This is a genomic window from Streptomyces sp. 4F14, from assembly GCF_048159485.1.
Classification (GTDB): Bacteria; Actinomycetota; Actinomycetes; order Streptomycetales; family Streptomycetaceae; genus Streptomyces.
The window spans coordinates 309,360-321,804 of sequence record NZ_JBLRVY010000010.1 but is presented as its reverse complement, the minus strand read 5'-3'; the positions used below and the strand labels follow the sequence as shown (position 1 = coordinate 321,804).

The window sequence follows — 12,445 nt, the reverse complement described above, 5'->3', positions numbered from 1 at the left end:
TCGGCGCCTCCCCCGCCTGAGCACCCCCACCAGGGAGCTGCCACTTCCCCGACTTGTAGGTGGGCTGGACCAGCAGCACGCGGTCCTCCTGGTCCAGGACCACGACGACGGCGCCGATCCTGCGGCGGGGCGGAGAGGACATGCTGACGTCCGGGTGAGCCATGCCGTCGACTCCCGCCGTCACTCGTGATCGGTGGGGGCCGAACCGTCGCCCTCGTCCGGGACGTCCGGGGGGAGGCACCGGGGGACCACTTCCAGCGTGATCATCTTGCCCATGGGCTCGTGCTCCTTGTGTACTTGGTGTGTGGCCCCGGCCGGCCGTCAGCCGCCATGCAGAAAGCCGACCGGGGTTGGTCCCGCCCCCTGCCTCCATCTGCCCGGCGACCCACGCCGGGCTCACCCGGAACTTGCGGGACAGCGAGGCGGCGGACTCCCCACGCCGGTAGCGCTCGATCACCGATTCGCGCTGCTCGATGAACTCCGCTTCCATAGCGCGGACTTGCTCAGGCGTACGACGGGGCACCGCGTCCCCTTCGGTGTTTCGGCCCGCCCTGGCCGGAAGGGGAGGAGTCGTATCGCCGTCGGCACGACTCGGGCGACCAGGGCGGGGGCTCGGGACGGAGACCGCTCGCCGGCGCGTGTATCGGCAGCGCGGACAACAGAAACCGGCACTGCGCGTCCGTGTCGTTCACAACGGCCGTGAGCGGGTTCCCTTCCCGTAGATGCCGTTGCGCTTCGCGGTGCGGTACGAAGTACGCGGCCCACGCCCGGAGTTCGCCAGCGGGGTCGCAGTCGGACACACACGCGTGAAACGCCCTGGGCGGAGCCCAGCCCATCGCGTACTCCTCGGAGCCCACACGACGAGCCTGGTGCAGGGCCTGATGGTGGAGCCACCGCAGCGCGAGAACCGGCGAGATCGTCTGGAAGGCATCGAAGACGTACGCCGCCTCGCGTCCAGTGCCCTGTACCCGGCCCTCGGCACGCACCACGCACAAATACCCGCCAGGGGACGGAAGTTGAGACGTCACGTCAGTTCACCTCGCCGCGTGGTCCGTTCGTTCGCGAGGGCGACTTTCGCCCGGAGCCCCCAGCTCGGGGGCGCCGGCTCAGCACCACCGGGCTGCACCGTCCACTCGGTTCCGCCCTTGAGGGGCCGCAACCACCACTGACCGTGAACCTCGCCGCGAAACTCTCCGATGCGGTCGTGCTCGTCGATCATGATCGTGCCGACAGCCGGAACGGGTGGGGGGTTCTGCGTCTCGGACATGGTCTCGTCGGACACGGCCGCTCCTCTCTGTAGCGGTTTCGCTACCGGGGCGGCTCAGCGTGGCCTACAGTCAGAAAGTCTTCAACTTGCGATAGGCGTTCAGGGAGTTGGGCGGAAGCCGTTGAACCGGAAAGAGCTGGACCCCGAAGAATCACAGAGCGCGGCGTTCGGAGCCGAACTACGCAGACTGCGGGACGAGAAGGGGTGGACGCAGGACGAGTTGGCGACGCGTATGGGCTGTTCCGGGACGCATATCTCCGCGGTGGAAACTGGCCGACGGTCCGCAACTCCCCGCTTCGCGTACAGCTCTGAGAGGGCGGTATGCGAGTTGATGGCTGATTTGTCGTCACCTGAACGTGTGGGACTGCGGCAGCCGGGCCGGTGGGCGGGCTCGGGCGTGCTGGGCTGAACACCGTGAGCGAGCGCAAGCCTTACAAGACTGACCTGTCCGACGAGCAGTGGGCGCTGGTCGAGCCGGTGATCGCCGCGTGGAAGGCCGCACACCGTTCGGTCAGCGGCCATCAGGGCCGGTACGAGATGCGGGAGATCGTCAACGCGCTCCTTTACCAGGGCCGCACCGGATGCCAGTGGGACCTGCTTCCGCACGACCTGCCGCCGCGCGGTGCGGTGATGTACTACTTCACCAAGTGGCGTGACGACGGCACCGACCAGACCATTCATGACCTGCTGCGGTGGCAGGTGCGGGAGAAGGCGCGGCGGAAGGCGGACCCGAGCCTGGTGGTGCTCGACACCCAGAGCGTGCACGCGGCGGCCGGGGTGCCCGCACAGTCGACGGGGCGTGATGCGGCAAAAAAGTACCGGGCCGCAAGCGCGGCCTGGCCGTTGACGTGTTGGGCCTGGTGATCGCGGTCGTGGTGCTCGCCGCGTCCGTGCACGACAACGCCGCTGGTATCGCGCTGCTGGACAAGGTCGCCGCCGACACCGACACCGTTCACAAGGCGCTGGTCGACCAGGGCTTCAAGAACGCCGTCGTCGCGCACGGGCAGACGGTGGGCATCGAGGTGGAGATCGTTGAGCGCAACCCGGCTCAGACCGGGTTCGTGCCGATCCCCAGACGGTGGATCGTGGAGCGCACCTATGGGATCTTGATGCTGCACCGCAGGCTGGTGCGCGACTACGAGCACCTGCCCCGCAGTTCGGAGTCGCGGGTGTACTGGGCGATGACCGCGGTGATACTGCGCCGGCTGACCGCGGCGACCGTGCCCGCCTGGCGCACCGCATGACCGGCGGGGAGCTGACCCTCGGCGCCGTGCTGGCACGGTTGGAGGAGCGGGAACGCGAGATCACCGCGCAGGCCGAGACGACGCGGGAACAGATCACGCAGCTGACCACACAGCTCGACGAACTCGGCCGGGCCGCCGAAGAAGTCCGGATCACCCGCAAGACACTGCTGGGGCTGCCCGACCCGCAACCGCCCGCGCCGCCGACACCGAAACTGCCGGACCATCCGGCCTACCAGCAGATCATGGCGGTGTTCACCGCCGCCGACCATCCGCTGCGTGCGCGGCAGGTGTGCGAGGCGATGGACCTGGCGGTCGCGCCCAACAACATCAACAACGTCCGCCTCAAGCTCAAGCGGCTGGCCGGCCGCGGGATCCTGGCCGAGACCGAGCCAGGCTTGTTCACCCAGCCTCGGCCGTAGCCGACCGATGTCGCCACGACCTGCCCGCTTGTCCCGCACGAAACGAAGAATCGGGCATCAGGTCTCATGCCCTCTGAGAGTGCCGGATGTGAGCTGATGTCCGTTTCGGGGTTGGGCCTGGGTTAGGAGCCCTGGTCGGCGGGGCGAGTGGACGGTCAGGGGCAGGGCTGAGCGAACAGGCCGGGCTCGGGTTCGGTGAGGATGCCCCGTGTGACCAGGCGTGTGTCGCTGAACACTCCGAGGAGCGTGCCGGCGTGGCGCAGGTCGGCGCTCACCGCGCGGAAGCCGCCTCCGTGTAAGCGGGTACGTCGGGGCCGGTGCCGTATCGCCTTGCTGGGGCACCGGTTACTGCCGCTCGGCGCATGAGGTGTTGTTCGACGTGATCGAAGTCGGCCGCAAGCTGGACGCCTGGCTGCGGTGGGTCCGGTTCGTCGCGGCCGCGGAGCGATGCCGGAGCGTCAGGCGCTCTCGGCGTTCACGTAGGGCTCCACGAGGCCGACGCTCTCCTTGAGGACGAGGTCGAGCAGTCCGGGGAACCGCTGGTCCAGATCTTCCTTGCGCAGCGTGTTGAAGCGGCGGGTGCCGACGTCGTGCTGCCGGATGAGGCCGGCCTCGCGCAGGACGCGGAAGTGGCGGGTGAGTACGGACGCGGTGACGTCCTGGGTGAAGCCGCTGCAGGCCAGGCCAGGGGAGACGGAGAGGGTGACGACGATGGTGAGCCGGGTCTCGTCGGTCAGCGCGCTCATGATCTTGAAGAGGTCGAGGTCGTCCGTGTCGGGGTGAACGAGGGGGGACGAGGTGCGACTGGCCATGGGGAAAGAATAACCCCTGCCCTATGTTCGCATCAACGCGTACATGGGTTACAGTGAAGGCACGGATCGACCTTTCATCCGTCATCCACCGGGTTGCCCATCACCGGTACCACGGCATGCCCCCAACGCCTTTGACGGCGCGGCGTGCATCAAGAACGGAGCACACCCCATGACCACAACACAGGCGACCGAGCCGAGGACGTACCGGAGCGAAACGGCCGCGGAGGTGGTCGGCCGCCTTCGTGCGACCTTCAACACCGGCGTCACCCGCCCACTGGACTGGCGCGTCCCGGCGGGCGGCGGCACCCCTGACTTCGTCGCCTGGCTGGCTGCTGATCGTGCGCAAGGAGCGAACGCCCGTACTCCGGCGGGCAGTTGCGCTTGAACCGGCGTCAACACCGACACCGACGCTGACGGCATGCGGCTCTCACCGCGTTCGTCGCCCACACCACCCACACCCCGATCGCGGTCCTGGAACCGCGTCACTGTCAGCGGGCCCGCGCCTGCCCGAGGACCGCATTCGCGCCTTTGCCGGGACAGCGCAGACCCCCTGCGTCGCAGACCTTCATCCCGTTTCCCTCCCTATTGCAGAAAGAAACCCATGACTGTCAACGCTTCAGAAGTTTCATCCGTTCCGTCACTTTTCTCCCCCGTCTCTCTCGGGAAGATCGAGCTCGCCAACCGCATCGTCATGGCACCGCTGACCCGGGTCCGGGCCGGTTCCTCCGGCATACCCGGGGATCTGATGGTCGAGTACTACCGGCAGCGGGCGAGCGTCGGAATGATCATCACCGAGGGCACCTACCCCGACCACGCGTCGCAGGGGTTTGTCGGTGGGCCGGGCATCGCCACCGACGAGCAGGCGGCCGGCTGGCAGCGGGTGTTCGAGGCGGTGCACGCCGAGGGCGGCCGCATCGTCCTGCAGATCATGCACGCCGGCCGCCAAACCCACCCCGACATCAACGGCGGCCGCCGCATCCTCGCCCCCAGCGCGATCGCCAGGACCGGCGAGACGTTCACCGAGAAGGGCGAGCAGCCCCTCCCCGTACCGGAAGCGATGACCACCGCAGAGATCCGTGCAGCCCTGGAGGACTTCGTCACCGCGGCCCGCCGGGCCATCGAGGCGGGAGCGGACGGCGTGGAAATCCACGGCGCCAACGGCTACCTGCTCCACCAGTTCCTCTCCCCGGCGGCCAACCAGCGCACCGATGAATACGGCGGCTCGCCGCACAACCGCGCCCGCTTCGTCGTCGAGGTCGCAACGGCCATCGCCCAGGCCGTCGGTGCCGAGCGGGTCGGGCTGCGGATCTCGCCGGAGATCGACTTCGGGGACGTCTTCGAGACCGACCGGGACGACGTCCTGGCCACCTACGGCACCCTGCTCGACCAACTGCGCCCGCTGGGCCTGGCCTACCTCTCCGTACTGCACACCGAGCCGGGCGGCGACCTGGTACAGGAGCTGCGGCGGCGCTTCGACGGCAAGCTGATCGTCAACAACGGCCCCCTCGGCGGGGGGCAGACCACCCGCGAGCGGGCGCTCCAGCAGATCGAGGCCGGCCACGCCGACGCCGTGGTCGTGGGCCGGGCCCTCATCGCCAACCCCGACCTGGTCGAGCGCTGGCAGGGTGGCCACACGGAGAACGAGCCGCGGCCGGAACTGTTCTACGGGCCGGGCGCCGAGGGCTACACCGACTACCCCTTCCTCGAAGCGGCTTGAGGCCCACGGTCACGCCTGTCCATGCGGCAGCCCCACTCACCCATGGACAGGCGCCGACCGGCGACACTGCGCCCGCCCCCTTGAGCCCGTGGTCACACCGGCGATCACCGGCTCGAGGACCGTCGGGTCCGTCGGGGCGTTGACGGTCCCCAGGTTCCTGGTCAGCAGCCTGCGTTCGGTGACCTCGGCGAGCACATCGCTCTCGTGCGTGGCCACCGCGGCGGCCTTCGGCCACAGCTGACGCCTGTGACGGTTTTCCGGCGGCGGCCCATCCACCAGGTCCGCCTTCCGTAAGGGAGTCCTTCGCCGATATCCGTCAGTTCGCCGCGGCCGACACCCCGCTGCGAGCACGGCAAATCTGCGAGGCGATGGGCATGGAGATCGCGCCCAACAACATCAACAACACCCGCCTGAAACTCAAGCGGCTGACCGAGCGCGGCATCCTGGTCGAGACCGAGCAGGGATTGTTCGCCCAGCCGCGGCCATAGCCGCCCGGCGGCCCCCCGAGCCGCCTGCCTACCCCAACCGACAGGGCAATACAGACATCAAGTCACGTACCGCCCTCTGACAAGGCGCTCGGTACCGGTGACCGGCTCCAGCGCATGGTGCGGGCCGCGCGGGAAAGTTCGCTGTTGGACGGGTTCCCGGAGTACTTGGGGTACGAGGCGCGTGCTGTTGAGATCCGGCTGTTCACTCTGGGCATCGTCCCGGGTCTGCTCCAAACCCCGGAGTACGCCGCTGCCATGGCGGACGGCGACGTACGCCGGGGGGCCATCACCGAGTTCCAGGCAGAAGAGAGGCTGTCTCTGCTCGCACGGCGACAAGCTCTCGTGGACCGTACTCCCGCGCCGATGTTCTACGTGGTCATGGACGAAAGCTCCCTGCTGCGGCCGGTCGGCGGGAGCGCGGTCATGGCGACGCAGTTCGACCGGCTCCTGGCGTTCGCCGAACTGCCTTCGACAGTCCTGCAAGTGGCTCCTTACAGCCTCGGGGAGCGGAGGTCGTTCGACTTGCCGATCAACCTGCTGACCTTGCCCGACCGCTCCGGTCTCGCCTACGCCGAGTCTTCGTTGCAAGGACGGATGGAGCGGGAATCGGGCTTGGTTCAGGCGAAACTCACGGCCTACCATCAACTACAGGCTGAGGCTCTGTCCCAGACGGAGTCGGTAGCCATGATCGGACAGTTGCGAAAGGGCACCCCGTGAGCACCGAACCCGCCTCCCCTCACTGGTTCAAGTCTTCCTACAGCAGCAACGGAGGCAACTGCCTGGAGGTCGCGGACGTCATCGCTTCGCGCGGTGCGGTCCTGGTTCGTGACTCCAAGAACCTGGACGCTTCCGCGCTGGATGTCTCCGCTCTCGCCTTCGCGTCCTTCACGGCGGGCGTCAAGGACGGGATGTTCGCCGCGTGACGCTGCGGGATCTCCGAGCAACGGATACGCCGCAGGAAGAAGCCCCACCGGGTGACCGGTGGGGCTTCTCGTTGTTTTCGGCACGCCCCACCACCCCTGCCAGAAAAACGACAGTGACTTGATAGCCCCTCGACAGCCCTCTGGCCTGGTCCGGCGGTGCTCTCGCTCATAGCGTCTGACTGAGCAGACAGCACACCAGCAGAGGGACGGCCATGCAGCGACGCGACGACGACCACCATCACGCCGACGAGGGCGCGCACGAGCACGATCGGGGGCTGTCGTACGACCTGCCCGTGCTCGCCCGGCGGCGGATGATCCGGCTGATGGCGGGGGTGGGGCTGGTCCCTCTGGTGGGGTGCAGTGCGGAGGGGGAGGACACCCCGGCGGCGGCTTCGTCGGGGACGCCGGCGTCGAGCAGTGGTACCGCCGACTCCGCCGAGTGTGCCGTGATCCCCGAGGAGACCGCCGGGCCCTATCCGGGGGACGGGTCGAACGGGGTGAACGTGCTCAAGGAGAGCGGGGTCGTGCGCAGCGACATCACGAAGAGCTTCGGGAACTCGGCGGGGGGTACCGCTGATGGCGTACCTCTCAGGGTCACCTTGACCGTCGTCGACTCCGACTCGGGGTGTAGTACCCCGAAGAAGGGGGCCGCCGTCTATCTGTGGCAGGCCGACCGTGCCGGGGACTACTCCCTGTACACCGAGGGAGTGACGGACGAGAACTACCTGAGAGGGGTGCAGGAGACGGACGAGAAGGGGCAGGTCACCTTCACCAGCATCTTTCCGGGGTGCTACCCGGGGCGCTGGCCGCACATCCACTTCGAGGTGTACGGCTCCCTCGCGGACGCGACCGCGGCCACCGCGATCACGAACACCTCGCAGCTCGCCTTCCCGAAGGACGTCTGCGACACGGTGTACGCGACGGAGGGGTACGACAGGAGTATCCCGAACCTGGCCCGGCTCACCCTGGAGAGCGACATGGTCTTCCGGGACGGGTACGAGCAGCAGATGGCGGCGGTGCAGGGGAGCCCGGCGAAGGGGTACACGGCCACGCTGACCGTCGCGGTGTGACCAGTCACAGTTGACCGGATCGGGGTTGCGGCTTATTACCGGCGGGTAGCATCATCGTAGCTACTAGCTGGTACGTGAAATCACTGCGCGAGGAACACAGTGCCTCGCCGTTCTCTCGACGGAGTCATCACCATGGGGCACTACAAGTCGAACCTCCGCGACATCGAGTTCAACCTCTTCGAAGTCCTCGGCCGCGACAAGCTGTACGGCACCGGCCCGTTCGAGGAGCTGGACGTGGACACCGCGAAGAGCATCCTGTCGGAGATGACGCGGCTGTCGGAGAACGAGCTGGCAGAGTCCTTCGCGGACGCCGACCGCAACCCGCCGGTCTTCGACCCGGAGACCAACACCGCGCCGGTCACGCCGTCGTTCAAGAAGTCGTACAAGGCGTTCATGGACTCCGAGTACTGGCGGCTCGGCCTGCCGGAGGAGATCGGCGGGACGACCGCGCCGCCGTCCCTGATCTGGGGGTTCGCGGAGCTGATCCTCGGGGCGAACCCGGCCGTGTGGATGTACACCTCCGGTCCCGCGTTCGCGCGCATCCTCTTCGAGGAGGGCACCGAGGAGCAGAAGAAGTGGGCGCGGATCGCGGTCGAGAAGACCTGGGGTTCGACGATGGTCCTCACCGAGCCGGACGCCGGCTCGGACGTCGGCGCGGGTCGTACCAAGGCGGTACAGCAGGAGGACGGCTCCTGGCACATCGAGGGTGTGAAGCGGTTCATCACCTCGGGTGAGCACGACATGGAGGAGAACATCCTCCACTACGTCCTCGCGCGCCCCGAGGGTGCCGGACCCGGTACCAAGGGACTGTCCCTGTTCCTGGTCCCCAAGTATCACTTCGACGCCGAGACCGGCGAGCTGGGCGAGCGCAACGGCGTGTACGCCACGAACGTCGAGCACAAGATGGGCCTCAAGGCGTCCAACACCTGCGAGATGACCTTCGGCGACCGCCACCCCGCCAAGGGCTGGCTGATCGGCGACAAGCACGACGGCATCCGCCAGATGTTCCGCATCATCGAGTTCGCCCGCATGATGGTCGGCACGAAGGCGATCTCCACCCTCTCCACCGGCTACCTCAACGCCCTGGAGTACGCCAAGGAGCGCGTCCAGGGCACCGACCTCGCCGCGTTCGGCGACAAGGCCGCGCCGAAGGTCACCATCACGCACCACCCCGACGTACGACGCTCGCTCATCACGCAGAAGGCGTACGCCGAGGGTATGAGGGCCCTGGTCCTCTACACCGCCTCCGTCCAGGACGCGATCGCGCTCAAGGAGGCGAACGGCGAGGACGCGAAGACCGAGCACGCGCTCAACGACCTGCTCCTGCCGATCGTCAAGGGGTACGGCTCGGAGAAGGGCTACGAGCAGCTCGCGCAGTCGCTCCAGACCTTCGGCGGCTCCGGGTTCCTCCAGGAGTACCCGATCGAGCAGTACATCCGCGACGCGAAGATCGACACCCTCTACGAGGGTACGACCGCGATCCAGGGCCAGGACTTCTTCTTCCGCAAGATCGTCCGCAACCAGGGCGCCGCGCTGAACGGCCTCGCCGAGGACATCAAGAAGTTCCTCGCGCTCGGCACGGGCGGCGAGGAACTCGCGGGCGCGCGGGAGCACTTGGCGAAGGCGGCGGTCGAGCTGGAGGCCATCGTCGGCCTGATGCTCACCGACCTCGCGGCCACCGAGCAGGACGTCAAGAACATCTACAAGGTCGGCCTCAACACCACCCGGCTGCTGCTCGCCTCCGGTGACGTGATCGTCGGGTACCTGCTGCTCAAGGGCGCGGCGGTCGCGGCCGAGAAGCTGGAGACGGCCTCCGCCAAGGACGTGCCCTTCTACACCGGCAAGATCGCCGCCGCGAAGTTCTTCGCCGCGAACGTCCTGCCGGGTGTCACCCTGGCCCGCAAGGTCGCCGCCGGGGTGGAGCTGGACCTGATGGAGCTGGACGAGGCGGCGTTCTGAGAGATCGCCGGTTCCGCCGACAGGCTTCACGCTGAGGCCGGTCGAGCTGCGTGTGAGTGGGTCCCGTCCAGGGTGGGCGGGGCCCATTCGTACGTTCAGCTGCCAGAGGCCGGGCCCCGCACGCCAGGCCCGTACCGGTCCGTCGACACACACACGGGGCGAACACCGCCCGAGCCGGTCTCGGGGCGGGTGCCGTGGCCGCCATGGCCGCCATGGCCGCCGTGGCGTGCTCGTCAGGATCGGTCGCCGGCTGGACGCCCGCGACCGGGATGCCCGAAGCACCCGGACGCCCGGCGCGAAACGGCCTGCCCGCACCCAGCAACGGTCCGACCGCTTCACCCCCACGGTCCGCGGCAGCGGACCGCCGCACTCCTGGCGATACCCCCGGAGCCGTCATGTGGAGCCCGCAGCCCGTGACGGTGATCCGGGGCAGGGCGGGGCATCACATGTTCGCGTCGCGGAGCGTGCGCAGGATGCGCTCGAAGTGGCGGCGGTCCTCGGCCGAGAGTGGTCCGGCGACATGGTTGCGCAGGTGGGAGATGTGGGCGGTCAGTGCGTGGTCGAGCGCCTGACCGCCCTTGTCGGTCAGTACGGCGAGTGCGGCTCGCCGGTCGGCGGGATCGGGGGCGCGGCGGATGAGCCCTTCCTTCTCCATGCGGTCGGCGAGCCGGGTGAAGCCCCCCGAGCTGAAGGACACGGCCTCCGCCAGGTCCGTCATGCGGAGCTGGTGACCGGGGGTGCGGCCCAGTCTCAGCAGCACTTCGAACCAGGTATGCGGTATCTCGAGATCGCGGTTCACCAGGGGCTTTATCCGGCTGTACGCCTCCACGAAGAGACCGAAGAGTGTCACGTCGTCGTCGTTCAGCAGTTGCTCGTTCACTCCCCAAGGGTGACAGAAGGACACAAGCGAAAGAAACTGCCGTTGCAATATCTGATCCAGCAGCTATATTGTCTGCGTTGGCAGATACTTCGCCGTGTCGCCCTTGCCGTGCCGCCCTTGCCGTCACCCCCGGCCATCACCCCACACCGAGGAAACGCACATGAGCACCCTCACCTTCACCGTCCTCGACCTGGACTTCCCGGCCGGCAGCAAGAACAAGACGGCGACGCTCGTCACCGGCGAGAGCGAGGCGCTGCTCGTCGACGCCGCCTTCACCCGCGCGGACGGCCACCGCCTCGCCGCCGCCGTTCTCGACTCCGGCAAGACCCTGACGACCGTCTTCGTCAGCCACGCCGACCCCGACTTCTACTTCGGCGCGGAAGTCCTCGCGGACGCCTTCCCCGACGCCGGGTTCGTCGCGACACCGCTGGTCATCGAGCACATCCAGGACTCCTACGAGGGCAAGCTCAAGGCGTGGGCGGCTCTGGGCGCGAACCTGCCGACGCGACTCGTGGACATCGAGCCGCTGACCGGCGACCTCGCCCTGGAGGGCCACCGCTTCGAGCTGAAGGGCGGTTCCGCGGACCTCCCCGACCGCCACTACCTCTGGCAGGCCGAGCACCGGGCGATCCTCGGCGGCGTCCTCCTCTTCCAGCGCGAGCACGTCTGGGTCGCCGACACCCCGACCCCCGGCGACCGCGCCGCCTGGATCAAGGTGCTCGACGGCATGTCCGCCCTCGACCCCGAACTGGTCGTCCCCGGCCATCGCCTCCCCGGCACCCCCGCCGACGCCTCCGCGATCACCGCGACCCGCGACTACCTGGCCGCCTTCGAGGAGGAACTCGCCAAGGCCCCCGACGGCGCCGCCCTCACCGCCGCCCTCGTCGCCCGCTACCCCGACCACGGCATGCTGATCGCCGCGCAGATCGGCGCGAAGGTCGCCAAGGGCGAGATGAAGTGGGGCTGACCACCATGACGTACGAAGCACCCGCGGACGTCGTACGCCGCCAGTACCTCGCCTCCGCCGCCGGCGACCTCGAAGCCCTCCGCGCCACCCTCGCCCCCGACGTCGAGTGGACCGAGATGGCGGGCTTCCCCCTGGCCGGCACCTACCGCACCCCCGAGGGCGTCACCGCCGCCGTCATGGAACGGCTCGGCGCGGAGTGGGAGAGCTGGACGGCCCACGACGACACGTACGTCGTCGACGGCGAGAACGTCGTCGTCCTCGTGCGCACCGCGATGACCGACTGACAGACCCGCCTCAAGACAAGGGAACCCATGTCCGCCGCAGACAACAAGGCACTCGTCATCTCGTTCTACGAGCAGGCGTTCAACGACCACCAGCCGGAAGAGGCATCTGCCGCCCATCTCGGCGACAGCTACACCCAGCACAACCCGGAGGCGCAGGACGGCCCGCAAGCCTTCGTCGGGTACGTCCACTGGCTGCGCGGGCAGTTCCCCGATCTGCGGCTGGACATCAAGCGGGCCATCGCCGAAGGGGACCTCGTCGTCACCCACAGCAATCTCCACCTGAAGCCCGGCGACCGCGGCATGGCCGTCGCGGACTTCTGGCGCGTCGCCGACGGAAAGATCGTCGAGCACTGGGACGTGATCCAGGAAGTACCGGAGAAGAGCGCCAACGACAACACCATGTTCTGACGTCCGT

At 68.2% G+C, this 12,445-nt stretch carries 12 protein-coding genes and 4 pseudogenes; 12 read left to right on the top strand and 4 right to left on the bottom strand.

What is annotated here, in order from left to right:
* Nucleotides 1-4: 4 nt before the first annotated feature.
* Both ACLZOT_RS20210 and ACLZOT_RS20205 read right to left on the bottom strand, forming a co-directional pair.
* A pseudogene (locus ACLZOT_RS20210) lies at nt 5-142 on the bottom strand (NUDIX domain-containing protein); the annotation flags it as partial.
* Between the two features lie 882 nt (nt 143-1,024).
* The gene (locus ACLZOT_RS20205; protein WP_416970360.1) at nt 1,025-1,282 is read right to left on the bottom strand and encodes a hypothetical protein; all 258 of its coding nucleotides are present in this window, start codon (nt 1,280-1,282) and stop codon (nt 1,025-1,027) included.
* Between the two features lie 106 nt (nt 1,283-1,388).
* On the opposite strand from ACLZOT_RS20205, the pseudogene ACLZOT_RS20200 reads away from it, so the two are divergent.
* The 3 genes and pseudogenes from ACLZOT_RS20200 to ACLZOT_RS20190 form a co-directional block, all read left to right on the top strand.
* Nucleotides 1,389-1,589 (top strand): annotated as a pseudogene (locus ACLZOT_RS20200) (helix-turn-helix domain-containing protein); the annotation flags it as partial.
* A 92-nt stretch (nt 1,590-1,681) separates the two neighbouring features.
* Nucleotides 1,682-2,511: pseudogene (locus ACLZOT_RS20195) on the top strand (IS5 family transposase).
* Nucleotides 2,508-2,930, top strand: a complete 423-nt coding sequence (locus ACLZOT_RS20190; RefSeq protein WP_009342681.1) for a hypothetical protein — start codon at nt 2,508-2,510, stop codon at nt 2,928-2,930. The pseudogene ACLZOT_RS20195 and the gene ACLZOT_RS20190 overlap by 4 nt, the downstream one beginning before the upstream one ends.
* 458 nt (nt 2,931-3,388) lie before the next feature.
* Here the strand turns inward: ACLZOT_RS20190 and ACLZOT_RS20185 are convergent, their stop codons facing one another.
* A complete protein-coding gene (locus ACLZOT_RS20185) occupies nt 3,389-3,742 on the bottom strand; it encodes an ArsR/SmtB family transcription factor (RefSeq protein WP_055720437.1) in 354 nt (117 codons plus the stop codon).
* A gap of 169 nt (nt 3,743-3,911) precedes the next feature.
* Here ACLZOT_RS20185 and ACLZOT_RS20180 point away from each other — a divergent pair, with 169 nt between their 5' ends.
* The 6 genes from ACLZOT_RS20180 to ACLZOT_RS20155 all read left to right on the top strand — a co-directional run bounded on the left by ACLZOT_RS20180 (nt 3,912) and on the right by ACLZOT_RS20155 (nt 9,899).
* Nucleotides 3,912-4,127: a hypothetical protein gene (locus ACLZOT_RS20180; RefSeq protein WP_141581047.1), complete on the top strand. Its 216-nt coding sequence runs from the start codon at nt 3,912-3,914 to the stop codon at nt 4,125-4,127.
* A gap of 216 nt (nt 4,128-4,343) precedes the next feature.
* Nucleotides 4,344-5,459 carry an alkene reductase gene (locus ACLZOT_RS20175; protein WP_416970359.1) on the top strand — a complete coding sequence of 372 codons (1,116 nt, stop codon included), beginning with the start codon at nt 4,344-4,346 and terminating at the stop codon, nt 5,457-5,459.
* A gap of 632 nt (nt 5,460-6,091) precedes the next feature.
* Nucleotides 6,092-6,664 carry a DUF5753 domain-containing protein gene (locus ACLZOT_RS20170; RefSeq protein ID WP_416970358.1) on the top strand — a complete coding sequence of 191 codons (573 nt, stop codon included), beginning with the start codon at nt 6,092-6,094 and terminating at the stop codon, nt 6,662-6,664.
* A complete protein-coding gene (locus ACLZOT_RS20165; RefSeq protein WP_416970357.1) occupies nt 6,661-6,870 on the top strand; it encodes a DUF397 domain-containing protein in 210 nt (69 codons plus the stop codon). The genes ACLZOT_RS20170 and ACLZOT_RS20165 overlap by 4 nt, the downstream gene beginning before the upstream one ends.
* 212 nt (nt 6,871-7,082) lie before the next feature.
* The gene (locus ACLZOT_RS20160) at nt 7,083-7,940 is read left to right on the top strand and encodes an intradiol ring-cleavage dioxygenase (RefSeq protein WP_416970356.1); all 858 of its coding nucleotides are present in this window, start codon (nt 7,083-7,085) and stop codon (nt 7,938-7,940) included.
* Nucleotides 7,941-8,072: 132 nt separating this feature from the next.
* Nucleotides 8,073-9,899, top strand: coding sequence for an acyl-CoA dehydrogenase (locus tag ACLZOT_RS20155; protein WP_416970406.1), 1,827 nt, complete (start codon nt 8,073-8,075; stop codon nt 9,897-9,899).
* A gap of 442 nt (nt 9,900-10,341) precedes the next feature.
* Here the strand turns inward: ACLZOT_RS20155 and ACLZOT_RS20150 are convergent, their stop codons facing one another.
* Complete coding sequence (locus ACLZOT_RS20150) at nt 10,342-10,779, bottom strand: MarR family winged helix-turn-helix transcriptional regulator (RefSeq protein ID WP_416970355.1); 438 nt, start codon at nt 10,777-10,779, stop codon at nt 10,342-10,344.
* A gap of 160 nt (nt 10,780-10,939) precedes the next feature.
* Between ACLZOT_RS20150 and ACLZOT_RS20145 the strand changes: the two genes are divergently transcribed.
* The 3 genes and pseudogenes from ACLZOT_RS20145 to ACLZOT_RS20135 all read left to right on the top strand — a co-directional run bounded on the left by ACLZOT_RS20145 (nt 10,940) and on the right by ACLZOT_RS20135 (nt 12,438).
* Nucleotides 10,940-11,746 carry an MBL fold metallo-hydrolase gene (locus tag ACLZOT_RS20145; protein ID WP_416970354.1) on the top strand — a complete coding sequence of 269 codons (807 nt, stop codon included), beginning with the start codon at nt 10,940-10,942 and terminating at the stop codon, nt 11,744-11,746.
* Between the two features lie 5 nt (nt 11,747-11,751).
* Nucleotides 11,752-12,012: pseudogene (locus ACLZOT_RS20140) on the top strand (nuclear transport factor 2 family protein); the annotation flags it as partial.
* A gap of 45 nt (nt 12,013-12,057) precedes the next feature.
* Nucleotides 12,058-12,438 carry a nuclear transport factor 2 family protein gene (locus ACLZOT_RS20135; protein ID WP_416970353.1) on the top strand — a complete coding sequence of 127 codons (381 nt, stop codon included), beginning with the start codon at nt 12,058-12,060 and terminating at the stop codon, nt 12,436-12,438.
* The last annotated feature ends 7 nt before the right edge of the window (nt 12,439-12,445 follow it).

Excerpts from the sequence above, each read along its gene's own strand:
- ACLZOT_RS20190 (WP_009342681.1), top strand. The coding sequence starts at position 2,508 with ATGACCGGCGGGGAGCTGACCCTCGGCGCCGTGCTGGCACGGTTGGAG.
- ACLZOT_RS20175 (WP_416970359.1), top strand. The coding sequence starts at position 4,344 with ATGACTGTCAACGCTTCAGAAGTTTCATCCGTTCCGTCACTTTTCTCC.
- ACLZOT_RS20185 (WP_055720437.1), bottom strand. The coding sequence starts at position 3,742 with ATGGCCAGTCGCACCTCGTCCCCCCTCGTTCACCCCGACACGGACGAC.
- ACLZOT_RS20180 (WP_141581047.1), top strand. The coding sequence starts at position 3,912 with ATGACCACAACACAGGCGACCGAGCCGAGGACGTACCGGAGCGAAACG.
- ACLZOT_RS20145 (WP_416970354.1), top strand. The coding sequence starts at position 10,940 with ATGAGCACCCTCACCTTCACCGTCCTCGACCTGGACTTCCCGGCCGGC.
- ACLZOT_RS20135 (WP_416970353.1), top strand. The coding sequence starts at position 12,058 with ATGTCCGCCGCAGACAACAAGGCACTCGTCATCTCGTTCTACGAGCAG.
- ACLZOT_RS20155 (WP_416970406.1), top strand. The coding sequence starts at position 8,073 with ATGGGGCACTACAAGTCGAACCTCCGCGACATCGAGTTCAACCTCTTC.
- ACLZOT_RS20160 (WP_416970356.1), top strand. The coding sequence starts at position 7,083 with ATGCAGCGACGCGACGACGACCACCATCACGCCGACGAGGGCGCGCAC.